The organism is Lacticaseibacillus styriensis, from assembly GCF_030770295.1.
GTDB lineage: Bacteria > Bacillota > Bacilli > Lactobacillales > Lactobacillaceae > Lacticaseibacillus > Lacticaseibacillus casei.
This window is the reverse complement of record NZ_CP132483.1, coordinates 1,968,370-1,992,877: the sequence shown is the minus strand read 5'-3', so window position 1 is coordinate 1,992,877 and position 24,508 is coordinate 1,968,370. Positions and strand designations below refer to the sequence as shown.

Below are 24,508 nucleotides of genomic sequence, written 5' to 3'. Positions count from 1 at the left end.
GGGATGCTAACCTGTGGTATAATGCTCGGGAAAGTCACGAGCTATTTTGGCAGTGTCGTTACTGCCAGTGTACACGGCTTTATTTTTATGGCGTCATTTGACACTATGCGTTTGCCCAATGCCAGTCACATGGTCATCAACTCAAAGACGCTAGAACAATCAACGGAGGGCAGTATGAACTACCAACTGAGTATCGTCATTCCGGTATTTAATAGTGAAGCGTATTTACCGCGCCTTTTTAAAAGTTTAGGTACAATTCCGCCAAGCGTGGAAGTTGTGCTCGTTAATAATGGTTCTACCGATAATAGCGCTAGGCTGCTTCAGCGTTACCATGAAAGCCACGCGAATAGTTCATTGATTGATGAAGTCCATGGCGGTGTTGCATTTGCGCGTAATGCTGGACTCGAACGCGCTCACGGCAAATATATCTGGTTTGTAGACGCTGATGATACACTTCAGCCAAACGCCATCAATAGAATTCTAAAAGTTATTAATGACATTGATTTTGACCTACTGATTTTTGACTACCGTTCATTAACTGAACAGGATACCGCTTCATCTGACGATCAAACGCCAAAGACTGCGCAGAAGGCCGATTTAGCTGCAGTTCTCCATGAAATGCTGACTGGAGCGCATGATCCGATTGGAGGCTTTCCGCATAACAAGATTTTTGCAAGGAGTCTAATTGGAGCAGATCGTTTCCCCGATTTTAAATCTGCCGAAGACATGGCTTTTTTTGTCCCGATTTTGTTTCGTGCCAAGCATATTTACCGATTACACGAAACTTTGTATGATTACTATCAGCATGCCAATTCCATTGTGCATAAAATCAGGGCAGACAAACTGATAGATTATGCTAAGGTTATGGATTTGGTTGAACAGCGACTTCGTTCAAATGGCACAGCTCCTAAGAACGATGTTGATGAGTACATACTCCGCAGGCGGCTGTCGATTTATTTTCAAAATCTTGCCGAAGCAAAGGATCCATGGGTTAAGAAGCATATTCGCAAAAAAATGAAGCAGTACTCTTGGAAACAACTGCTATCATTCAGCCACGACAAAAAATTGATGGTCAAAATATTACTATATAAATTCAGAATATTAGATGTTTTCCCGTTCTTGTTAAAATACTTCTATTAGACAGATACTGCTTGCTGGGAGAATAAAGTGAACGGATCAGGAGGAACCATGAAGATATTGTTTGTGTCGACCGGACACGTCGATGACGATTCAAGATTACTAAAGGAGAGTGCGGCGCTGCAAGCCGCTGGGCATGACGTTACGATTCTTGGCTGGCGCGAAGACCCGCATGGCCGAATGACGACAGATACCTTTGAATTCGATGGTCAGCGTCTGAAGGCAATCTTCACGGGCATCAAGCTGTCATATTCTTTTAAATATTTTAAGGTTTACGCATTTATGCGGTTTGAGGCCTTTTTGTATCGTTGGCTTCGTAAGCATTTACGCGAGTATGACGCGGTTCAGGCATGTAATGTGCATACGGGCTATGTGACGGCTAAGGTTGTGGCGAAGACCAAAACTAAATTTGTTTATGATATCTTTGACTATGCGCCTGACACGCGAAACTATCCGGGATGGTATCGCAAAATGGTCGTTCATTGGGAAAATGTAGCGATGGCGACAGCCGATTGGACGTTAATTTGTTCGGAGGATCGCCGCCGCCAAATTGAACCGGCCAAGCCGAAAAATTTGGCAGTGATCTATAATTCACCGTTAGATAGTCCTATTGCAGCAGATGCCGAGAAATTTGATCCGGCGCAAAAGAATTTTAAAATCGTCTATATTGGCGGGCTGAGTCCATATAGGTGTCTGCCAGAACTATTAGGCGCGGTTGAGGCAAATCCGGCATTATCCTTGACTGTAGCCGGTCAGGGTCAATATCAGGAGATGTTTGCCGACGCCGCAAAACGCTCATCACGAATTGACTATTTAGGCGTTGTGCCCTATGAAAAGGTGAATGGCATCGAGAAGACAGCGGATATTTTGGTCGCGCTCTATGATCCGGTGCTTAAGAATCACCTATATGCTTCTCCAAATAAATTTTTTGAAGCTATGGAACTTGGCAAGCCGCTGTTAATGGTCGAGAAATCCGGCATGTCAAATTGGTTAACCAAGTATGGTTTTGGGGCTGTTTGTGGAACCTCTGAGAAGAGCATTGGTGCTGGCCTCCAGCAACTGATCGATAAGCGTCAGGACTGGGCCAAAGAAGCTAATCTGATGCGCAATATCTATCAAAAAGAGTTTGCGTGGCCGCTGATGCAACAGCGGTTACGCCACATTTATGCAAGTTTTGAAACTAAGTGAAATGAGGAAACGAGTTGCCAAATCGGTTTGAAGTGACCAGAAAAAGTATTGTATGGAGTTATGCGGGGACCATTTTTTCGATGGCAAGCAATTTTCTCCTACTGCCGATCATCTTTCATTTCCTTAATCCTCAAGAGATTGGCTATTGGTATTTAATTTTAAGTATCAACGGTCTCATCGCGTTGTTTGATTTTGGATTTGACCCAGCATTTGCCCGCAACATTGCGTATATTTGGTCTGGTGCGAAAACATTAAAATCGCGCGGAGTTGATAAGGAGCATGATCACACAGTTGTGAACTACCACTTGCTGGCTTCGACAATTCACGCTGCCAGGGCTATTTACATGATTCTTGCGATTGTTGCTGTTGTCTTAGTCGGCATCTTCGGCACGATCTACATGAACGCTTTTGTGTTCAGTAAATTACCTGCCGCCGAATATAAGTGGACTTGGCTGGTTTTCTGTTTCTCGCTTTTCCTTAATTTGTATTTTGGCTACTTTTCGGCGTTGCTCCGCGGCTCCGGCAAAATCGACTCAGTCAACAAAGCGCAGGTATTTTCCCGTTCATTACAGATTCTGCTGACACTTGGTGGCTTCCTAGTCTACCCGTCGATTTTGTCGCCGGTCATCGGCTTGGTTATGTATGGCATTATTTTTCGAACGATCTGCAGTCATTTTTACTGGCAGGATGATGAGGTGCGGGCTCATCGTAAAGAGCTTAAATCGCCAATGAACTGGCACGAAATTAAAGAAATCTTTCTGTTCATTTGGCCGAACACTTGGCGCGACGGCTTGGTCAGCATGTCGAATTATGTCACCTCCCAAGGTATGTCACTAATGGCAGGTGCGTTCTTGCCGCTGTCGGTGACAGGTGTTTATTCGGTCGGCGTCCAGTTTGCTTCGGCTATCGGAACAGCTTCTTCAGCAATCAACGGGGCATATAATCCGATTTTGCAATCAAACTTTGTTAAGCAGGATTTTGATTCGATCCGAGAGAAAACATCGAAAGCGGTCGCTGCTTATGTTTGGCTTTTTGGCATTGCCTCTGTTGGAACCTTGTTAGTGATCTTCCCGCTACTGAAGTTGATAAAGCCTGAATCAGTTCCGACGTTACAGGTGTTTTTGCCGTTAATCCTTTACTATTTTCTTTACCAGCAACACTCAGTGCATGCGTCATATATTGCTAATGCCAATATTATTCCGTACACAAAAGCATTTCTCATCTCGGCTGGTGTTAACTTAGTCGGGTTATGGCTCGGTCTCAAGCTGACCGGGGGGAATATTTATTTCCTGCTTTTCTTCCCGATTCTGGTTCAGGGGCTGTACAACAACTGGCGATGGCCAACATATTACTATAAGATGATTGATAGTACGCTATTGGCCTCCATCAAACGAGGTACGATTGCGTGGGGAAAAACCTTTGCAAATTTCTTTAAATCCGGTTCAAATGTATGACTTTTCCTGTCGCTGCGGTATGATAAAAACGCAGCAGACATGGCCGATATCTGTTGATCAAGAAATGAGTTTATGATGGAGGAATCATGGATAACTTATTGAGTATGAAAGAACTAATGGTTTCGCTTCGCAAGAATTGGTGGCTGGCACTTTGTACCTTACTGGTAGGTGCTGTATTAGCCGGTGGTTTTGCTTTTGGGATGATGAAGCCTTCTTATTCGTCGACGGCGTTAACCGTCATCAATCAGCAAAAAAACAACACCGAGTCCCTTAGCCAGATGTTGAACCAGAATCAATATGATTCGGAGCTGCTGGCCACTGGCAAATCCCTTTTTAAAACAGCTGCAGTTTTTGATGAGGCCTCAACGCAGCTAGCACAAAAAGACCATCTCAATATCACAAGTGGTGATCTTCAAAAGCAGGTTAAAGTTGACAATGAAGACAATTCAAGAGCCTTCTCAATTCATGCAACATCTAAACATGCCAAGGATGCTGCTTTGATCGCAAATGAAGTTGCAGCTGCTTTTCAAAAGACAGTTGGTACGATCACCAACCACACGGACACGGTGACCATTTTGGCAAAGGCGACGCCGAGTGATGTGGCAGCCGGTACGAAACCGGTTGTTTTAGTTGTGATTGGCGCAATAATTGGCTTTTTGGTTGGGTTAGCTTGGATTGTTCTCAGAGAAATCAAACAGGCAACGATCAAGACTAAAGAAACGCTTGTACAGGTCGCCAAAGCACCTGTTCTCGGGGTTATTTCTGCTAAGAAACTGTAAGCTTTGCAGTCGTTGATATTGCTATGTTGACTTGAGCACATCCAATTTTGAAGGAGTTTTCCATGACAAACGAACTTGCACATCAATTTGTTAGTGATACATCCGTTTCTAGTCAGGAGTTTCGAACGCTTAGAAACAACCTGTCATTACAGACGAGTCGTCACGATGTCTCTGTTTTGCTGATCACCTCTGCCACTGCTGGTGAAGGTAAGTCCTATGTTGCGGCGAATATTGCTGCTAGTTTTGCAGTGGAAGGGAAGCGGACGTTGCTGGTTGAAGGTAATCTGCATCGCCCAATTTTGGCAGCGGTTTTTGATCTTCAGCCTAATAAAGGTCTTTCATCCTTGGTAGGCGCAGACGCCGCATCAGTTAAAGCTGATGATTTGATTATAGAAACCAAGATTCAAAACTTAACGGTTGCACCTGCAGGCGAATCCCTTGCCGATCCAGCAACGTTGTTGGCTGGTTCAGCATTCAAAGCATTCCTTGATCAAGTTAAAGATAAATTTGATGTCGTCTTGATTGATGGGCCGGCGATGGCAGACGCGAGTGAAGCAGGACTTATTGCGGAACTTGCTAATGGCGTCGTAGTTGTTGCGAAGGCTGATGGGCCATCGAAGCGTGATGTCGCGCAAACGATCGCACAGGTTCGACAACTACCGGCAGCCTTAATCGGGACTGTGTTGAATCAGGCCTAGTGTCGAAACTTGGAAGAGAAACGGCTTCACCGCCGAAACTATGAGACGCTGGGTGCATAAAGGCAATAGGAGAATGATGTTGTGGCTTTTTATTTAGGTCTCTTTGCAATTATGATCATTTTCATGCTACTCGGACGTGTCACAATGTCGTCTGTCTGGGCATGGCTAGGTGTTATAATGCTCGCGCTGGTTGCCGGATTACGCTATGAAACCGGTAACGATTTTTTGCCATACAAGACCATTTATGCAGGTGATTATTCGGCAGGGCAGGTTGAACCTGGATTTTTGCTTTTACGAAATATTTTTAACGGATTGCATGCCCCTTTTTGGCTTTTTTTACTGGCATGGGCAACAGTGACCTTAGTGTTGTTTTATTTCTTTGCAAAGGAATATTTCCGTCCGGCAATCATTCCGATTGCTTACTACATGAGTCGCTTTTTCTTCATGCGGGACATGGGACAGATTCGGGCTTCGCTTGTCTGCGTGACCTGTATGCTGGCATTAAAGTTTGTATATGACGAAAAGCCGCTTCCTTTTGTACTGATTGTTGGCTTGTCGGCTACGATCCATATTTCAGCGTTGTTCTTCTTGTTAATTTACCCATTCTGGTTACTGTTCCGTAAAATCAACTTTAAATGGGTGATCGGATTCTTAGCCCTTGGTGCAGCTGTGGGCTTCGTTGCACCTAAGATTCTGAGTGTCATTATTGTTCACACGTTACCGAGATATGCACCTTATGTGACAAACGCGAGTTATCTCTCGTCGGGTTTATTTGATCCGGTGACGCTCATGCAGGTATTGATCTGCGTCACAGGATTCTATATCTTAAAGCGTGGTATGATTGCGGATACCTTAATTGGCGGAAGCGCTAAGTTTAAATTCTTGATGATTGTATACTTATTTGCCACCCTGACGCTGTTGTCACTTTCGCAGTTATCAACCATTGGGGGCCGTCTGTCGACTATTGGTACAACGACCGAGACGATTGTGCTGCCAACGATTGTGTTTTCGATTATGCCAAAACGGACGCGGACTTTGGCGATGGTTGGTGTGTGCGGTGTGATCTTCGTCCTCATTTTCTTAATCAGTGGGGCCTATAAGACGTTTATTCCTTACCAGATGGCGTTTTAGTGGCTTATCAGAAACGGTTGCCTTTAAGAAAGGTAATCGTTTTTTTTGTGTTTTCAAAAATAATATTTTAGATAGCGGAGCGCCCGAGGTTTTCTGTGTGTCTGAACGTTTTGTCGTTTTTGGATAAGTCAGGTGGGCCAAGATATCGGCATCATGTGACAGCTTTAAGAGTTGCAGTACCTTTTGCAAGATGAACATGATATGATTATTTTCATATACTGTCTACGCTTCTTTTATAAACTTATTTATAAAGGTCGCTGGGGGACGGCCGTCTTTTATGGGGGGTTCTGTTAAGTGATTGATCTGGATACGCGTTTCAATCGATTGAATGTTAAAACTGCGATGCTTACCTTTTACTTGCGCTATAAGCCGTGGCGATTCTGGATTATCTTTCCCATGCTAATCACTAGGTTGCTTTTTTGGTTGCATCGGTTAGATGAACTGGATTATCAGGTCAAATACTGGCGCTATTTCATAAATGAACCATTGCCGGAAAAAAAGTGGCGACAATTTGGACGGCGATTAAGCAACCGCAGTCGACGCCGCGTCAAAGCTACTACTTTTATTGTTGCCGATGTGCCGGTATTCATGTTGAATTGGCTAGTACCAGATTCGCGCATCGTCGGTTTGGATATTGATGAGAAAGGTTTACGCTTACCAAAAGCCCGAACTCTCAGTGCTAAAATAGCTTTTTTACAGCCGGAATCGTTAGTTGTGTCGCCGCGTTTTTTTAAAACGTTCGTGCACCATACATCGTTTGAGAATAAAACCCGAATCTATGCAAATCAGCATTTCTTCACCAGTTTTAAAGGTTTCAACCGCTATCAAACTGTTCTGTTTTTAAGAAACGTGGTGGCTTTATTTGCTATGGCAGCCTTCACTGCTGTGGTCACGATTTATATGGCTTCAGCCGCCTATAACCTCGATCTCACTAATGTTGTCTTTAAGAGCCTGCGTTTAATTTTATTAAACATTCTGCCTATTTTTGGTTTCATGCTGATAGGATATTTGCTATTTAATCGCGTAACAATCGCAATTCTTGTGGGGCAGGTTCTAGCGATCGTCGTTGCGCTCGTTAACTATTTTATGTTGCAATATCGCGATTATCCATTTGAGTATTCGGATATTTCGTTGGCGTCAGAGGCTAGTAACATGGGTTCAAGATACAGCTATATTCCACCCGTCAAATACTTTTTGGTTATAGGTGTTTTGTTGATTCTGGCAGTAATTGTTGGCCGTTTTTTGAAGACGACAACGCTTCGCTGGTGGGTTCGCCTGCTGACGCTTGGTTTTGTGTTTATAAGCTCCGTATTCATGATGAATCATTATTACCTAGTCGATGATTATTACACTTTAGCTAACAACGATCCATGGGGGCCAGACGCTGATCGGTATGTGGTCAACGGATACATGTTCTCGTTTATCCACTCGATCAAAAATGACTGGGTGATTGTTCCAGAAGGTTATAATGCCGCCACTGCAAAGAAGGATTTGAGCGCTTATCAGTATCAAGACATTCCTGCCGATAAGCGACTCAATGTGATTACGATTCAGTTGGAAGCTTTTCAAGATTTTTCAAAATGGCCAGATTTGGAAATTGATCCCTCTGTTTATGCTGGACTTCATCAGGTGGCCTCTGAAGGAATGGCAGGTCAATTAACAACAACCATCTTTGGTGGTGGCACTGTTGATACTGAACGTAAGGTATTGACCGGTTTTTCTGAACTAAGCCCAATCAATGGCATGACCAATTCTTTTGTTCAGTATTTTAATGAACAAAAATATGTCACTAGATTTATGCATCCTGGCGACGCATGGTTCTACAACCGGCAGAATATCGACCGCTATCTAGGCTTTCAAAAGACATTGTTCAGGGATAACTACTATGACCAACATGTTGCTGACGTCGATGTTGTTCCTGACACGAAGGTTTTCAATGATCTGGTCAAACAACTGAAAAAGGTGAATGCGAGTGGTAAGCAGTTCTTCAATCAAACTGTGACCATGCAAAATCATGGCCCGTATTCAACTGAGTTCGATGGTGATCCTTTGTTGCCGTGGAAGAAAGGGTACAACAAAGACGATTATGCCATCATCAACAATTATCTAACCGGCGTTAAAGAGACATCGGATGCACTTCTAAAGCTGACAAATAAACTTGATCGGTTAAATCAACCCGTGGTTCTGGCATTTTGGGGAGATCACAATCCGTGGGGTGGAGACCAAAATTCGACTTACAAAATGCTTGGCATTAATCTAAAGCAATCCACCCAAGAGGGCTATGAGAATTACTACAACACGCCTTATGTGATGTGGGCCAATGAAGCCGCAAAGAAAATAATGGCGAAAGACTTTTCGGGCACTGGTCCAACCATGAGTCCAATGTACGTATTGCCCGAAATCTTTACTCATGCTGGGTGGAAAGGTTCGCAGTACATGCAGGTTTTGCAGAATCTTGAGGGACAGGTTCCGGTATTTGGTCAGAAGAATCATTATATGATCAATGGCAAGCTGACTACTAAGCCAGGGAAAAGCCAGAAACAGGCTATTAAAAAGTTCGGGGATATTCAATACTACATGAAGTCGAATTATATGATGAATCAGAAGCAGCTCAAGTGATTTTTGGCTAAACTCGCGGTTAAAGTGAAAATCCGATGACCTCACTATTAAAATCCAGTCTTCCGCTACCCCATACCCCCAACCTTCATGGTAAACTCAAAACCGGACATCGTTTAAAAGATAGGCGGGGTAAACATGAAAAGCAGCTTCAAATGGCAGTGGTGGTTGGTCGTTCTCGGTTTGACTTTAATTGTGGCAGGTGCGCTTTCCGTTAAGTCATTGGTGGACCGGCATGCAGCTGAGGCGCGGGCACGCCAGGCGAGTCATGAACGTGCTGTGGCTGACAGCATCAGCACATCTAAAGCGCAAGCATCGTCTCGGCGGGCATCTTCAAGCAAAAAGCGAAAAGCAGCGGAACAAGCTGAACGAGAACAAGCTTCAGCTGAATTGCCGTCAAACATCGGTCAAGCCCACATTCCTGCCGCCACCGCCTACGCCTATCCCGTCGCCGAAGTTAAAAAAGAAATGACGGCACCTTATACCAGCAACATCAAGAAGAAAGTGGTGTTTTTAACCTTCGATGATGGCCCGAACACGGTCAATTCGCCGCAGGTTTTGAACATCCTTAATCAAGCTGGCGTTCATGGTACGTTTTTTGTGGTGGGTCGTCAGCTTTCGCCTGAGACGGCACCGGTGTTGAAGGCAGAATATGACGCCGGCAATAGCATCGGGTTGCACAGCATGACGCACAATTACAATTTGCTTTATCCGGGACGAACCGGCGCCGCTTCGGTTATTGAGAATGAGGCCAAAACGGAGCAGGCAGCCGTGAAGCAGGTGTTAGGTGCTGATTTTGAGACGCATCTGTGGCGTTATCCCGGTGGCCATTTTAGCTGGAAGGGATTGGCAACTGCTGATACTGGTTTGACACGGCTGGGGCTTGATTGGGTTGATTGGAACGCGGCGGTCGGCGATGCGTTGAGTCCGGCGCAGGAGCCGAAAACGGAAGATGCGATGTTGCAGTACCATTTACGGTCGCTGGCCGTTTATCCGACTAGCAATGTGCGGGTCGTGTTGATGCATGATGCCATCGGGAAGGACATGACCGTGAAGACACTGCCGAAGATTATTGATTATTACCGCAGTAACGGGTATGAATTTGGTGTTTTGTCATAATGTTTGGCATTCCGTAAAATAATGTGCACGAAAGAATCAAATCGACTAAAAAGAGCCTCGTCAAGCCGCTTGAACATTCAAGCAGCAATAGCGAGGCCTTTTTATATTCTATATTAGCTCAGGTACTTCAAACTTCTTCCTTAACCGCGAACTTAGCCAGTTTACCCTTCTGAACTGGATTGACGACCGCGGTGATGCGGGTGCCGTCTTCCGTGTAGTCGGTGGCTTTAACCACAGTTTCTTGATTCAGGTAGTTGACGAGTTGCCCTTGATCGAAGGGAATCAGGTACGTGTGTTCTTCATCTTGGCCAAATAAATCAGCTTTGATAAGTTGCGTGAGTGCCTGAAGCGAGCGCTTGTCGCGGGCCGAGTAGATGAGGCGTTGGCCGGTGGCTTCCGGATACCGCGTGCCTTCACGTAAATCGGCTTTGTTGTAGGCTTCGATCATCGGGATGTTGTGGATGCCCACTTCCTTGAGGGTTTTCTCGGTGATGGCCATCATTTCCGGATAGTTCTCGTCGGAGTAGTCGACAACCTGAATGAGGAGGTCGGCGTTGGCGGCTTCTGCTAAGGTGGCTTTGAAGCTGTCAATCAGGTTGTGTGGCAGTTTGGAGACAAAGCCAACTGTATCGCTGAGCAGGAACTTGCGATTGTCTGGCAAGGTGATTTGCCGCACGCTGGTGTCCAGCGTTGCAAATAGCATGTCCTTTTCAAAGACCTGTTTGTCTTCCGGACGATCGGCGAAGAGTTGCAGGAGTCCGTTCATCGTGGTGCTTTTGCCGGCATTGGTGTAGCCAACCAAGGCGACCACTGGAATTGCATTGTCTTCGCGCCGGGCGCGGCGAACCTGATCGCCAACACTGGCTTCTTTGAGTTCCTGACGTAGGTGGCTGATGCGCTTGTTGAGCACTCGGCGATCGAGTTCCAGTTGGGTTTCACCGGAGCCACGAGTTGCAAAACCGGCACCGCCGCCGACTTGCTGATCCAGCCGGTTGGCACTGGGATGCAGTCGTGGCAAGGCGTATTGCAGTTGCGCAATTTCGACTTGCGTTTTGGCTGCTTTGCTACGGGCCCGATCAGCAAAAATATCGAGAATCAGCTGCGTGCGGTCGATGACGTGCAATTTGGTTTGCTTCTCAAGGTTGCGCAGTTGCGATGGTGAGAGTTCATCGTTAATGACCACTGTGGTGGCGTCACGAACATTGGCGAGCTCGCGGATTTCTTCGACTTTGCCGGAGCCAAAATAGGTAGCGGCAACGGCCCGATCAAGGTTTTGCCGGACCTCGCCGACAACCGTATAGTTATCAGCCTTGGCCAATTCACCGAGTTCGGTCATGGTGTAATCGAAATCGGCTTGCTGGCGGGAAATGCCTGCGATCAAAACATTCTCAGATGTTACTTCATTGGATATTTGTTCAGTCATAAATTCCTTTCATAGATCCGGGCGTCATCGCCGCGGATCGGTGCTAACGGATCATCAGTCATGGTGCAACCTTGCGTAACCGCATGGCGATTCACCCCTTTCATTTGAATAAGACTAGTGTAACACGCGGTATTTTAGCTGGCGAGCGAATTGCGCTGTGAAAAGTTTTGTTTGCAGTTATACGCGGCGTTCGTTTATTTAAGTGGCGGCGCCAGTACCTGAATATGATCGGCAATTACGGCCAGTTTCAGCGGGGTCTTCGCACTTGGATCGCCATCAACGCGACTTTGCAGGGTTTTTGGTGCGTGGATTGTCAACTGTTCAGTTTTAAAATAGGTCATACCAGGCAGTTTCTGAAAGTTGCCGGTGATGAAGTAGGGAATGGCCAGCAGCGAACGCCACCAAGCAAGTTTAGGCGCGATGAAGACATGCAGGTGGCCGTCATCAGGCGTTGCATCCGGAACGGCATTGGTGAAACCACCAACTGAATTGGTCATGGTCACCAGCAGAAACTGAGTGTCCTTTTTCCATTGGTGATGGGCGGTGTCTAGTTGCAACTGCCAGTGCTGGTGCTGTGCCAGAACTTTAAAGCCTTTTAGTAAGTAGATGATGGGACCGAAGTGGCGTTTTTCTTTTTGCGTGACCGACAGCGCGGCATTGGCCAAAACGCCAAGCGTCAGCGTACTGACCATATAGCGGTCATTGACCTGCGCGACGTCGAGCGGCTGGGGTTTGGCTTCGAGGATGTTCTTGATAGCCAGAGGTAATAGTAAGGGGATATGCAGAACCTTGGCTAGGTTGTTGACGGTTCCTTCTGGCAAAATGCCTAGGATTGGCGGTTGTTGTCGTGGCGCTAGGCCGGCGACGACTTGATTAATCGTGCCATCGCCGCCAACTGCAACGACAACATCCGAATGTGCCCGGGCAGCAAACTCACGGGCATCATCGGCATTTTTTGTGGGCTTCATCGTGACCAGCCGCTGGCGATCTTCGAGTTTCGCTTTGAGCACTTCTGCCGCTGTTGGACCTTTGGCGTGACCTGAAGCGGGATTATAAATGATCGTGTAGCTAAGCATAGCAGCCTCCTACTTATCAAGACATGTGACGATTGTTAAAAGAAATGGCATCATCACAAATTAAAAACAATATCGCTCTTTACTATTAATCTTATCACGCCGCGACCGTGATCACCTTGTTCATAACTGGATTAGTGGCAATAATTATTGTGAGAGCGAACGTGTTGTTACGACAAATACCTGGGCGCTACCAATATGACTAAAAAACTCCGAGAATACAGAATATCCTCGGAGCACAGCTTTTTAAAACCATTTGTACTTGAAAGGGTCAGCAAGTAATTTTAAGCTTCATCGTCCGGCGCAGCTAACAGTTGATGCCGGCCGTTTGATGTAACTTTAATCACCACAGCGGCAATGACCAGATCGACAACAACAATAATGGCCCATTGAAGAATCGGCGTCAGGCGGTTAAGCAAATTGACATGCATGCCATAGGTTGCAGTCGCAATCAGCCCGACTAGACTAAGTGCCGTAAACACGAGCCAGGTATTGCGACTGAAGGCAAGGCCACTGACGGTATTCCGCTGCCGTTTGGCAATCCACGGCATCAAGACGCCGAGCGCCACCATCCCGATTGGCACCACAATGTTCAGCACCAGCATCAAGGCAAAAGTATCAGCCGTCGCATCGGTCGGGAAGAAGCCAAGTGTGCCGAGCAGAAAAGTAATGCCAAGCATCCAGATACCGACCACCAGTCCGACTTTGCGATTTTTAAGGAACGTATAGTCCGGTGTCGGGAAGCGATCCTGATGCAGGCGAACCATTGTGTAGGACCAGAATAGGAAGCACGTCGACAAGGGACTCACAATGCCGTTGAGGTTCAATAACCAGTTGAAAATATCATTGATTTTCGGCAGCAAAGCACCCAAGGCCATGATCAACGCGCAGAGAATCGTCGTCATCCAGTAGCCGTTAATCGGCAAGCCGTCTTCGTTCATTTTAGTTAACTGCCGCGGCATGAAGCGTTTGGCCACATCAGACAGGAAAACCCGGGTGGAGGCATCCAGAATGACAGCCAGTTGGGCGAGCATGTAGATGCCTTGAACCACGGCGAAAAGATACATGAGACTGTTGCCGAGGCCGAATTGGCGACCGATCGCCTGAAACGCATAGTAGGAACCGTTCATTTTCAAGTCGTTCGGCAAGTGATGGGCGTTGAAGTAGACCCCTAATGAGAAGGTGCCGAATAAGGTCAGAAACATGGTCATAATGGCAATCATTTTCAGCGCTTTGGGGAAGTCACGCGCGGGATGGCGCATGTCCTTGGTGTAAGGCGCAGCGAGTTCCGAACCGTTCATGGCAAAAACGAACAGGCCAAAAGTCGACAGGAAACTCAGCGAGAAGAAGTCTTTGGGGATGAAGGCCTTGAAGTCAAACGGCCGGGTGGCGATCGGAGCGCCTTTGGACAGGCCGATGAAGGTCATCACCACAAACAAAATGGTCATGATGAACATGGCGCCGCCGCCAATGGTTGACATAATTTCAAGGCTTTTATTTTTAAAGAAGTGCTGGAGCCAGATAAAGATCACGAAGATAACTGCGGTGAGAATGCCGAACCATGCGTTGCCGAGATTAGCTTGAATATTGCCGTTGCCATTGGTGATCCAGCCAAATGAGATGACGACGGAATTGGCAACGTCCACTACGTAAGGCAGGCCGGTAATCCAATAGAACCACGCAGCATAGTAGCCAACCGTATCGCCGTTGGTTTCGCGCATCCAGCTGGTGATGCCGCCGCCGTGTTCGGAAAAAGTCGATCCCATGTGCGCCACAATCAGGTTGTACGGGATGACATAAAAGAAGGTCATGATGATCCAGCTCGTGAAGGCGACCAAGCCTTGGTTCTGGAAGTTATAGATGATGTCATCGAACCCGATTACGGTCACAAAATCCATGAGGCCGACAACCATCCAGGGAATATATTGTTTCTGCGGTTTTTCTAAATCGTTCATTTAAAACAAACTCCTTTGCTAGGTTGAGTGCTGAACCAACTGCAAACCTAGACCCGGAGCTTTGTTGCGAAATTTTCCCACGACGAACCAACTTTCATAAGTATTTTCATGAATCAATAGTGATTATAGCAAGGATTGAGGGCTTTTTGGTGGAAAAAGTAAAGAAAAGCTAATGGAACTAACAAACCCGTTAGTTTTCAAAGGCCAACTGTTAGGGCATGGACAGGAGAAATTGATTAATAACTACTATTATTAAATTAATCAAGCAAGCGCCGTGACTTGGCGAATGGAGGGTTCATCATGGCTAAACAACAACCAATTGTCACCGTTGAAAACGTGACTAAGACTTATGGTAAACGCGGGGAGAAGCAGACTCCTGCGTTAAAAGGCGTCAGTTTTGAAGTTGAACCGGGAGAATTTGTCGGTATTATGGGCGCTTCCGGCTCGGGGAAAACCACCCTATTAAATATTTTGAGTACGCTCGACACCCCGACATCTGGTTCCGTGCGGATTAAAGGGGATGACGTGACCAAGCTAAAAGGGAACGCACTGTCTGACTTTCGCGCAAAACGTATCGGCTTCATTTTCCAGGACTTCAACTTATTGGAGAATTTGACCGGGCGGGAAAACATTGCGTTGCCGCTGGCGTTGCAGAACGTGAGTGCCAAAAAGCAGGCCGAAGCCGTGGACAAAATTGCGCAGACGCTGGGCATTGAACCGGTGTTGGATCATTACCCGACCGAACTTTCCGGTGGTCAAAAGCAGCGGGTGGCAGCAGCGCGGGCGTTGGTCCAACAGCCGGATATTCTATTCGGTGATGAGCCGACGGGAGCGCTCGATTCCACCGCGGCCCGTGAACTGCTGGATACCATGGCCCATTTGAATCAGGATGAAGGCGTGTCGATTTTGCTGGTGACGCATGATCCGTTCTCGGCTAGTTACGCCAGTCGGATTTTGTTTATTAAAGACGGGCAGATCGGCTCTGAACTGAAACATGGGGACAAAAGTCAAGAAGCCTTTTATCAGGAGATTCTTGAGACACTCGGAACATTCCAGAAGTAGGAGGCGAAAATGATGTTAACAAAGCTCGCGCTTGGCGGTTTAAAGAACCGTTTTCGCGATTATGCGGTGCTATTCTCTGGCTTGGTGATTGCCAGTGCTGTGTTTTATATGTTCATGGCATTAGCCACCAACACCAGCTTTTTGACGAAAAATTCTCCGATCGCCTTTACGCCATTTATCTTCGGGTTTGGAGCGATTTTACTGGCGATCATTACGCTGGTTTATATCGTGTATGCCAATAGTTTTCTGCTTAGTATGCGGCAGCGTGATTACGCGATGTTTATGATGCTAGGGGCAAAAGGGCGTAAGATCGGCCAGCTGGTTTTTCTTGAAACCGTTGTGATTGGCTTACTTGCCACGGTTGCCGGCATTGCGATTGGCATGGTTGGGACGACCTTTATCGGCCAATGGTTAATCAAAACGCTACATGCTCCGGCCACCGGTTTTTCCGCAATTTGGGTGCCGGCGATTTTATGGACGCTCGGCTTCTTTATTATTCTGTTTGTTTTCTCGGCGATCTATAATGCCGGCAAATTGTTGAAAACGCCGATGATGGCACTGTTACATCAAGCCCAGACACCCAATCGGATCAAGCAGCGCAAGGCTAGCTTTGCCATTCAGATTGTACTCGGATTGGTGTTGCTGGCGATTGGTTACTATAGCATGGCTAACATTGCCGTTTTCCAGTTAATGGCGATTCCGATAGCGCTAGTAACGATCGTGGCGGGAACGTATTTCTTGTTTAATTCCGTGTTTGTGGCGTTGATTAGTCTCATGAAGCGCAACAAGACATTCGCAGCTGAGCAGTTGCATACCTTCACGTTATCGCAACTGAGTTTTCGAATTCGCGATTATACCCGAATTTTGTCGGTCGTGTCGATTTTGTTCGCGTTGGCGTTAGGCGCGATCACAGTTGGCTTGGGTTTTACCCATGACATTCCGATGTTGGTCAATCAAACCACAGTTTACGATGTGACGGTGACCTCACCGAACGCCGCAACCCGCGCGGAGGTCAATAAGTTACAAGGTGTCACCGCCAAACATCAGTACACGCTCAAGTCGGATGCCAAAACGGTTTACGTCAGCAAAGCGGCGATTGATGCCCATCCGCTGGAAATCAAAGCGAATGACAAAGGACTAAACGCGCCTGCCATCAAAATTACCAGCCGCAACTTCGATCGGGTTATCGAGCGTTACCCAACTGCTTTTGGCGTGTTCATCGGCAATAATCGCGGCAAGCAATTAAAAGTGGCAGACGCTGCAACGTTTGCCAAGCTTGGAAATGCACAGACGTTGACGACGATCAAAGTCAAAGATTTTAACCAGAATTATGATACGATTCAAAAAATTGTGACGATGCAGCAGCATCAATATCCGCGGCTTGGCGATAGTAACACCGATCAAAAGATTGCCTTCTACGACATTATCAATGGCATGTATTCCGGGCTTGCGTTCATGGGCTTCTTCCTGGGCATTGCGTTCTTAGCGATGCTGGCGTCCACGCTCATGTTCAAAATCCTGTCTGGTGCCAATTATGATCAAAGCCGTTATCTCATGCTACAAAAAATCGGCGCCCGCCCGCAAACATTACGCCGTTCCATTCGCCAGGAAATCGGTGCACTATTCCTGCTGCCGGGATTGGTCGGCATCGTGCACGTCTTATTCGGTCTCCAGATGTTTAAGACCCTGCTAAGTCAGCCTTACGCGAATTTGTTAGTCCCGTTTGGTTTATTCATCGTCTTGTACGGTCTCTATTATTTGGCCACTGTCTGGATATATCAGAGCATTGTCATTAACAAGGATCTGGCGGCTAAAGCTTAAACAGATAATTATGTCTCAGCATAACTCTTAAAATATCAAGAAAAATCAGTCCGGTCGCGCTGGGCTGATTTTTATTTTCGCCGGACATCTCTTACGGTTACCTTAACAAGCTTTGATCGACATCACAATCAAACCTCTCAATATGTATATCTGTTCCGTTTTGACTGTTTTGATGCGTACATTTGGTCTGGTCGAGCGCTTACATTGCTTCGTAAAATAGGGGTTGTAAGAAAGATAAAGAACAAATCAAACCGAAAGTGATACTGATTCAGTGCGGTTGACCGTTTCTGACAAGGGTCGAAACGAATCATCTGTTTATTTGTCACTGTTTTCATAAGCAATCGGGGCGATGACCATAAGGAAAGAAGGAACGTTTTCATGGCAGATTCAAAAAAGGATTTCTTGAATCCCGAATATACGCAGGCATTTATTGACTCACCATTTGTACAACAAATGCAAAAGGTGACGTGGAACCTTTATCAACATGGCTGGGATGAGCGTAACGGCGGCAATGTCAGCTATCGGTTGACTGAACAGGAAGTTAGTCAGTATGGTGATGTGCATGAAGTTAAGCGCAACATCCCGATCAAATTCGATGCCAGCGAATTGGCTGGCCAATACTTCTTGGTAACCGGCACCGGCCGCTACTTCAAGAATGTTAAGGACTTCCCGGAACGTGATACGGGTCTTGTCCGCATTGCCGAAGATGGGCACAGTGTTGATTTATTATGGGGCTTTTCTGACGGCGGCCAGCCAACCAGTGAGTTCCCGGCACATTTGATGACTCACATCCAGCGGCTCAAGAAGGATCCTAACCAGCGCGTTGTCATGCATTGCCATCCAACCAACACGATTGCCATGACCTTCACGTTGCCATGGAAAGAGAAGCTCTTCAGCCGGATCTTCTGGAAGATGCAGGCTGAATCAATTGTTGTCTTCCCTGAAGGTGTCGGCGTTTTGCCATACATGACCCCGGGCACAAATGAAATCGGCCAAGCAACCGCTGAAAAAATGGGCACCTACCGCATCGTGCTTTGGCCACTTCACGGCATCTTCGGCGCAGGCGACTCCATTGACGAAACCTATGGCCTGATCGAAACCGTTGAAAAAGCCGCGACCATCTATACCGCCATTCAGGCGCAAGGCGGCAAGTTCGTCAACGAAATTACCGATGAAAATCTGGAGCAATTGGCACAACGCTTTGACTTAACGCCGAATCCGGAATTCATTCACGGCGATTCATTGATTAAGGAAAAGGAATTGGTACACTAGCATCCGCTTGTTCAATAGTAAACAAAAAGGCTACGCACTTGCAATTGATGCGTGGCCTTTTTGTATGCCTGAGGGAGGCTTGATTGTTCTTTGCCAAGTCGACCGGTGTCTGGGAGTTAAAAATGTGGCAATCAATGGCACGAGCGAAATAGTTTTGAAATCACTGAAAAATAATAATTTTTCTTGATAGCGATCTTTATGAGGATCATTATATAACTTGTAAGGGCTAGCCGATGAAGCGCAAACAACAAGGACGGCCCTCTCTCGCATCGAAAGAGGGGACTCTGGATCCTAAAACAGCTTGGCTGATAGATTTTGCTCACTTGATTGGCTATACAACCGAACTGCACTTTATCAAATGGGACGGAGGAGAGAAATGAAAACCACGATCAAGGCCGGTGGGGCCATCATCTTATCAGGACTACTTTTAGCAGGGTGCGGTGGTCAAGCAAAAGCGTCACAGACCAAGCCATCATCGGCATCACAACTGACGCTGATGACGAAGCAAATAAAGAAACTCTACGCCGATAGCAAGTATGAGATGCCGGCAAAAGGTCTCAGCAAGTCAATGTTGGCCAAAGCGGATAACCAAAAAGCCAAAGTGTACAAACTGCGCGGAGATTTATCAAAAGCTCAAAAGAAGACTTTTAGGGTCAATCAAGAACAACTTATTGCTGCAAAAAGAATTTTTTCAGTTCAGAGCGTGTTAAACACTCAACTCGGCAAGGATCAAATACTTAAAGATGAGGGGTTGGAAGTTCAGAAGCTCAACACCGATTTTGCTTATCTCCAGAAGCATAAAGCGAAGTTTGCGGCAACGATCAAAGAAAAGGTTAATCTGTTAAACAGTGAAGTCAAAGCAGTTACGCTGGTAAAATCAGCTCTTACCGGTGATCCAGTCCAAGCAAAGATAGACCAGGCGCGTGATGCCATCAACGCTGTTAATGTTAAGGCGTTCAAAGATAAGTACCTACCGCAACTGGATGAAGCCATCAAAAAACTACCTAAAGATCAGCAGGCCGAACAAGCCAAGAAACAAGCTGTGGCTGGTGATCCGCAACAAGCTGCTGTTGCAAAGGCGGCAGCAGCTTCCAGTAGCACGGCTCAAGCTGCAGCAAGTAGTCAGACAGTTACCCAAGCGGCTGCAACTCGTAGCACAGCTAGTACCAGTGCTCCGCAAAACCAGACTAGTAATAGCAACGGCGGAGCTGCAATCAATAGTAATGCTGCAGCCCAACCAAGCAGTAGTAAAGTACTGGGCGTCCATTTTATCAGTCAGGAAGCGGCGGGAGCACCAATGGGTTGTGAGGCTGCGAGTGCACTAGAGGCGCTTCATTATAAGGGACGTGCAGCTGGCCATAATCTTGCGACCTTCTTAAAGACAATGCCGATTGCCGCAAACGGTAATCCGTATCAAGGCTTTGGTGGCACCCCGTACGCTGTCGTCAACGGTGTTTATCAATCCATTTTCCCAAGTGCGTTCACGCCGTGGGTTAGTCAATTTGGCGGCGCAAGTAACATCAGCGGCAGCAGCCTAGAAGGTATTATCAGTCAAGTTGCCGCTGGAAACCCAGTTGTGGCTTGGGTCACATTAAATTATCAAGCGCCACAGTGGCGTCATTACGACTGGGGCAATGGCATTGACAACGCACATGTCGTGACAGTAGATGGTTACAATACTGGGTCAATGCACATTGTCGATCCAGAAAATGGCACTTATTGGATTAGCAAATCAGCATTTAATGCGGCGTACAGCTACACGAAATTTGCCGTTGCCATTCAATAACTCAGCAATGGCATTAAAAAGATGAAACTGGATCGGATGCATAGATTTCCAGTGACTGATAATCTGTTGTTGGGTACGCGTCAAAACAAGAAATAGTAAGAAAAAAGATCACACACCAGAACTGATATGTGGTCTTTTTTGATGTTTAAGTTGAAATAAAGTAAAGTCCTCGTTGCATTTAGAAACATTGGTGAATAATGATGGACGTAATACCAAGGCTGAGCAACCATATGCTAGATGGGGCTGGAGATTGCAGAGTTTGGCAAGACAAGGAACAATCAAGCCTCAAACTCGTTATAACTCAAGATTTTAATTCCCGTGTCGGTCAGCAGAATCTTGCTAATCGACCCATTACGCGGCGAATCGGTGACCACGAAGCCGTCATTTTTGCCGAACTTATCGACAATGCTGCGGATGGTGGTGCCGTGGCTGACCATGAGCACCTTGTCGCCTTCTTTGTTTTCAGACCGCAACTGGCGGAAGCCTTTCATAAGTCGGGTCCAGTAAGTCCGCGCGTCTTCGGCTTCATGGAATGGATCGGCATCGTGCATGAAGTCCTTTGAGGCATCGACGCCATATTGTTCCAGAATCTCCGGATACGTTTTTGCCCCATGCGGAAAGCCGACCATGTACCAAGTCTGACCGGAATCCTCGCCTTCAAAATAGCCATAAAACTGCTCCCGGAAAAATGGCGTGACTGTCAGCGGAATCTTGCCGGTTACATTCTTGCTTAAAATCAAATCAGCCGTTCGCGTTGCCCGCATCGTGTCACTGCAATAAGCATGGGTGAACGCGACATTGCGCAAAATAATACCAGTGTTAGTGCCGTCTTTGACCCCGTTTTCGGTCAGTGGTGAATCGCACCAACCTTGCATTTTATTGAAATGATTGAACCATGTTTGGCCGTGACGCACCAGATAAACGGTAATACCCTTCGTAGCCATCCTGCTGCCTCCTCGAAAGTTTACTTCTAAAGATAGTTTAGCATAGAAACACGAGGAGGTTAGCTTTGAACGAATGGTTATAGGCAAGAAAACGCCCTCAGAAGAACGCGCACTGTGTTATTCTTAATTTATGATTTTGACGCATGATGGGGGCAGTAAAATGGCAACAGGGTTGTTAATTGTAAATCTGGGTTCGCCGGTTTCGCCGAGTACGCGGGATGTGCGCCGGTATTTGCAGGAATTCTTAAGTGATCAGAATGTCATCACGATGCCTAAAATGTTGTGGCAACCGATTTTACGCGGTTTCATTCTGCCTTTTCGCAGTTGGCGATCAGCGACCTTTTATCAGCATGAATGGACCAAAGCCGGGTCACCGCTGATTGCTTATACCCAGGTGACACGCGATCGTTTGCGAAAGAAGTTGCCGGATTGGGATGTTCAAATGGCGATGACTTATGGCGGTGAATACCCCATTGGCGAGACGTTGCAGAATATGGCGGCGCGCGGGGATCATCCGATTGTGGTCATTCCGTTGTTTCCCGAGTATACGCAAAGCACGACGAAGACCATTTTAGACAAAGTGGCAGCGTCCGGGGTTAAGACGCTGGTCATTGATCAATTCTATGATCAGACGGCTTATTTGCAATTGCTGGCGAAACAGCTAGACGACGCCTACAGCCAAGATGACTATGACACCGTGATCCTGAGTTACCACGGGATTCCAACATCCATGGTGCGCCACGGTGATCCTTATCAGCAAGCCTGTGAAGCCACGACTGCAGGCGTTAAACGCTATTTAAAGAAAGTACCACAGGAGAAGGTCGAAATGTGTTACCAGTCCAAATTTGGCCCGGTCCCGTGGTTAAAACCTTATTTGCGCAACCGTTTGATGGCGTTAGCGGCGTTGGGCAAGCGGCGGGTACTGGTGACCACGCCGAGCTTTGTGGCAGATTGTCTGGAGACCCTAGAAGAAAATGACGTTCAAAACTACCAGACATTTCGGGCTAATGGCGGCAAAGTCTTTAAATCAGTGCGACCGATGAATGGGTGTGCACCGTTTTGTGATTTACTGGCATCGCTTGCAAAGGAAAAAGTTGCAGCGGAGGCCCAAGACGATGAAACAAGATGACCGACTGCGGGCGCAACAGGCCAAGCGCAGTCTAGATGACATTAATCGCAGTGTGCAGGTGCCGGGCGTTTACGAAACTTCTTTTTTCCAAAAGTTTCTGGCTTATAGCGGTCCCGGTGCGCTGGTAGCGGTTGGCTACATGGATCCGGGGAACTGGCTGACAGCGTTGGAAGGTGGCAGTAAATACCATGATGCGTTGTTGTCAGTGTTGTTGATGACGATTTTAGTTGCGATGTTTATGCAGAGTCTGTCGATCAAGCTCGGGGTTGTCGCGCGGCTGGATCTGGCGCAGGCGATTGCGGCCTTTGTGCCAAAATGGGCGCGCATTTGCCTGTGGTTGATTAATGAAGCGGCGATGATGGCGACGGATATGACCGGCGTTGTGGGCACTGCGATTGCGCTGAAGTTGCTGTTCGGGCTGCCTTTGATGTGGGGGATGTTGCTGACAATTGCCGATGTGCTGGTTGTTTTGTTCTTCTTGCGTTTTGGCATTCGGCGCATTGAACTGATCGTGTTGGTCTCGATTTTGACTGTGGGCATTATTTTCGGCATCGAGGTGCTGCGGGCGCATCCGTCAGTCGGCGGGATCGTTGGGGGCTTTGTACCGCGTGCGGAGATTTTAACGAATCACGGGATGCTGGTGCTTAGCCTCGGGATTATGGGCGCGACGATTATGCCGCACAATATTTACCTGCATTCCTCGTTGGCGCAAAGTCGCAGGTACGATGAACATATTCCGGCGCAGGTGACCGAGGCGCTGCGGTTTGGCAAGTGGGACTCCAACGTGCATCTCGTGGCGGCGTTCTTGATCAATGCGTTGTTGCTGGTGTTAGGTGCGACGCTGTTTTATGGCGTTGGTGGCCACGTGACGGCATTTCAAGGTGTGTATAACGGTTTGAAAAATCCGGCCATTGTCGGCGGTCTTGCCAGTCCGATCATGAGCACCATGTTCGCGTTTGCCTTACTGATTACCGGATTAATTAGCTCGATTGCTAGCACCTTAGCCGGGCAGATTGTGATGGAAGGCTACCTTAACATTCAGATGCCACTGTGGGAACGACGCTTGCTGACGCGGGCAGTGACCTTGATTCCAATCATGATCATTGGCTTCATCATGGGGTTTAGCGAGCACAACTTTGAACAGGTGATTGTCTATGCGCAGGTGGCCTTAAGCATCGCGCTGCCGTTTACGCTTTTTCCCTTAGTCGCCTTAACCGATCGGAGCGATTTGATGGGGGATCACGTCAATTCCCCAGGAGTCCGCTGGGTCGGGTATTTGCTGACTGGGTTGATCACGTTGCTCAATCTGCAACTGATCGTGTCCGTCTTTGTGCCGTGATCCAATTAAAAACGCTTGCTGTCCAAGCAGCTTGAATTTTCAAGCTACTGGCAGCAAGCGTTTTTTGCATTAAATGATTGTGAAGCAGTTGACGATAAATTCAGTAACTGCCTTTGATCACGAAAAAGGAACCGCGAATCGTGCCGGCAAGTTTTGATTTTTGGCGGGCAAACTTGAACTTACCGGCGAGTTCATCAGGAACAGCCATGCCCTCACTGAGTTTGAAGCCGACTGCCCGTTTTTTCGGGTCCGTTAACGAATACATGACATTAACAACAAGTCCGTCTTGATAATAGGCTTCGACCCAGCGCATGTCGGGCAATGCCAAGTCGCAGATTTCCAGCGGCTTGGCCGCAAAAGTCAACGCCCGTTCGGCTAAAATCGTTTGCAGCCAAGCAAGACTGTCCGGCCTGGCTGCAATCGGATACGTCACATAAGGCACTTTGAATTTGTTCCAAATGTAGCGCGCTTCATTGGCACGTAAACCAGCTAGCGATTGGGCGACAGGCGAACTTTCGAGGCCAGTCGTACTGACGGTTTTAAAATCAACGGTATAGGCCATCAGAAAGCTCCTTTATATAA

Annotated in this window: 19 protein-coding genes; 14 read left to right on the top strand and 5 right to left on the bottom strand. The window is 47.1% G+C overall.

Going from position 1 to position 24,508, the window contains the following annotated elements; translation table 11 throughout:
- Positions 1-174: 174 nt before the first annotated feature.
- The 8 genes from LACSTY_RS09510 (at position 175) to LACSTY_RS09475 (ending at position 10,122) form a co-directional block, all read left to right on the top strand.
- Positions 175-1,140, top strand: coding sequence for a glycosyltransferase family 2 protein (locus LACSTY_RS09510; RefSeq protein ID WP_087913279.1), 966 nt, complete (start codon positions 175-177; stop codon positions 1,138-1,140).
- A 48-nt stretch (positions 1,141-1,188) separates the two neighbouring features.
- On the top strand, positions 1,189-2,325 hold the full coding sequence (locus tag LACSTY_RS09505; protein ID WP_087912463.1) for a glycosyltransferase: 1,137 nt from the start codon (positions 1,189-1,191) through the stop codon (positions 2,323-2,325).
- Positions 2,326-2,339: 14 nt separating this feature from the next.
- Positions 2,340-3,779, top strand: a complete 1,440-nt coding sequence (gene wzx, locus LACSTY_RS09500; RefSeq protein WP_025013849.1) for an O-unit flippase-like protein — start codon at positions 2,340-2,342, stop codon at positions 3,777-3,779.
- 86 nt (positions 3,780-3,865) lie between these two features.
- Positions 3,866-4,558: a YveK family protein gene (locus LACSTY_RS09495; protein ID WP_087912462.1), complete on the top strand. Its 693-nt coding sequence runs from the start codon at positions 3,866-3,868 to the stop codon at positions 4,556-4,558.
- 62 nt (positions 4,559-4,620) lie between these two features.
- Positions 4,621-5,256, top strand: a complete 636-nt coding sequence (locus LACSTY_RS09490; protein ID WP_087912461.1) for a CpsD/CapB family tyrosine-protein kinase — start codon at positions 4,621-4,623, stop codon at positions 5,254-5,256.
- Between the two features lie 81 nt (positions 5,257-5,337).
- The gene (locus tag LACSTY_RS09485) at positions 5,338-6,387 is read left to right on the top strand and encodes an EpsG family protein (RefSeq protein ID WP_087912460.1); all 1,050 of its coding nucleotides are present in this window, start codon (positions 5,338-5,340) and stop codon (positions 6,385-6,387) included.
- A 294-nt stretch (positions 6,388-6,681) separates the two neighbouring features.
- Positions 6,682-9,006, top strand: a complete 2,325-nt coding sequence (locus tag LACSTY_RS09480) for an LTA synthase family protein (RefSeq protein WP_087912459.1) — start codon at positions 6,682-6,684, stop codon at positions 9,004-9,006.
- A gap of 135 nt (positions 9,007-9,141) precedes the next feature.
- The gene (locus tag LACSTY_RS09475; protein ID WP_087912458.1) at positions 9,142-10,122 is read left to right on the top strand and encodes a polysaccharide deacetylase family protein; all 981 of its coding nucleotides are present in this window, start codon (positions 9,142-9,144) and stop codon (positions 10,120-10,122) included.
- A gap of 127 nt (positions 10,123-10,249) precedes the next feature.
- Here LACSTY_RS09475 and hflX read toward each other — a convergent pair whose 3' ends face one another.
- The 3 genes from hflX to LACSTY_RS09460 all read right to left on the bottom strand — a co-directional run bounded on the left by hflX (position 10,250) and on the right by LACSTY_RS09460 (position 14,573).
- Complete coding sequence (gene hflX / locus LACSTY_RS09470; protein WP_049170216.1) at positions 10,250-11,545, bottom strand: GTPase HflX; 1,296 nt, start codon at positions 11,543-11,545, stop codon at positions 10,250-10,252.
- A 194-nt stretch (positions 11,546-11,739) separates the two neighbouring features.
- Positions 11,740-12,621: a diacylglycerol/lipid kinase family protein gene (locus tag LACSTY_RS09465; protein WP_087912457.1), complete on the bottom strand. Its 882-nt coding sequence runs from the start codon at positions 12,619-12,621 to the stop codon at positions 11,740-11,742.
- Positions 12,622-12,902: 281 nt separating this feature from the next.
- Positions 12,903-14,573 carry an APC family permease gene (locus LACSTY_RS09460; protein ID WP_087912456.1) on the bottom strand — a complete coding sequence of 557 codons (1,671 nt, stop codon included), beginning with the start codon at positions 14,571-14,573 and terminating at the stop codon, positions 12,903-12,905.
- A gap of 300 nt (positions 14,574-14,873) precedes the next feature.
- On the opposite strand from LACSTY_RS09460, the gene LACSTY_RS09455 reads away from it, so the two are divergent.
- From LACSTY_RS09455 to LACSTY_RS09440, 4 genes are all read left to right on the top strand, one after another.
- On the top strand, positions 14,874-15,635 hold the full coding sequence (locus tag LACSTY_RS09455) for an ABC transporter ATP-binding protein (protein WP_087912455.1): 762 nt from the start codon (positions 14,874-14,876) through the stop codon (positions 15,633-15,635).
- A gap of 12 nt (positions 15,636-15,647) precedes the next feature.
- A complete protein-coding gene (locus LACSTY_RS09450) occupies positions 15,648-17,456 on the top strand; it encodes an FtsX-like permease family protein (protein ID WP_087912454.1) in 1,809 nt (602 codons plus the stop codon).
- Positions 17,457-17,834: 378 nt separating this feature from the next.
- Entirely contained in the window at positions 17,835-18,728 is an 894-nt protein-coding gene (gene rhaD / locus LACSTY_RS09445) for a rhamnulose-1-phosphate aldolase (RefSeq protein WP_070650139.1), read from the top strand.
- 376 nt (positions 18,729-19,104) lie between these two features.
- A complete protein-coding gene (locus LACSTY_RS09440) occupies positions 19,105-20,514 on the top strand; it encodes a C39 family peptidase (protein ID WP_087912453.1) in 1,410 nt (469 codons plus the stop codon).
- 278 nt (positions 20,515-20,792) lie between these two features.
- On the opposite strand, the gene LACSTY_RS09435 is transcribed toward LACSTY_RS09440, so the two are convergent.
- Positions 20,793-21,458 (bottom strand): histidine phosphatase family protein, encoded by a 666-nt coding sequence (locus LACSTY_RS09435; RefSeq protein ID WP_010491473.1) that lies wholly within the window; start codon positions 21,456-21,458, stop codon positions 20,793-20,795.
- Between the two features lie 160 nt (positions 21,459-21,618).
- Between LACSTY_RS09435 and hemH the strand changes: the two genes are divergently transcribed.
- Together hemH and LACSTY_RS09425 are read left to right on the top strand one after the other, a co-directional pair.
- A complete protein-coding gene (hemH, locus tag LACSTY_RS09430) occupies positions 21,619-22,587 on the top strand; it encodes a ferrochelatase (RefSeq protein ID WP_087912452.1) in 969 nt (322 codons plus the stop codon).
- Positions 22,574-23,926, top strand: a complete 1,353-nt coding sequence (locus tag LACSTY_RS09425; protein WP_087912451.1) for an Nramp family divalent metal transporter — start codon at positions 22,574-22,576, stop codon at positions 23,924-23,926. The genes hemH and LACSTY_RS09425 overlap by 14 nt, the downstream gene beginning before the upstream one ends.
- A 100-nt stretch (positions 23,927-24,026) precedes the next feature.
- Here the strand turns inward: LACSTY_RS09425 and LACSTY_RS09420 are convergent, their stop codons facing one another.
- Entirely contained in the window at positions 24,027-24,488 is a 462-nt protein-coding gene (locus LACSTY_RS09420) for a DUF8821 family protein (protein WP_087912450.1), read from the bottom strand.
- Positions 24,489-24,508 lie beyond the last annotated feature (20 nt).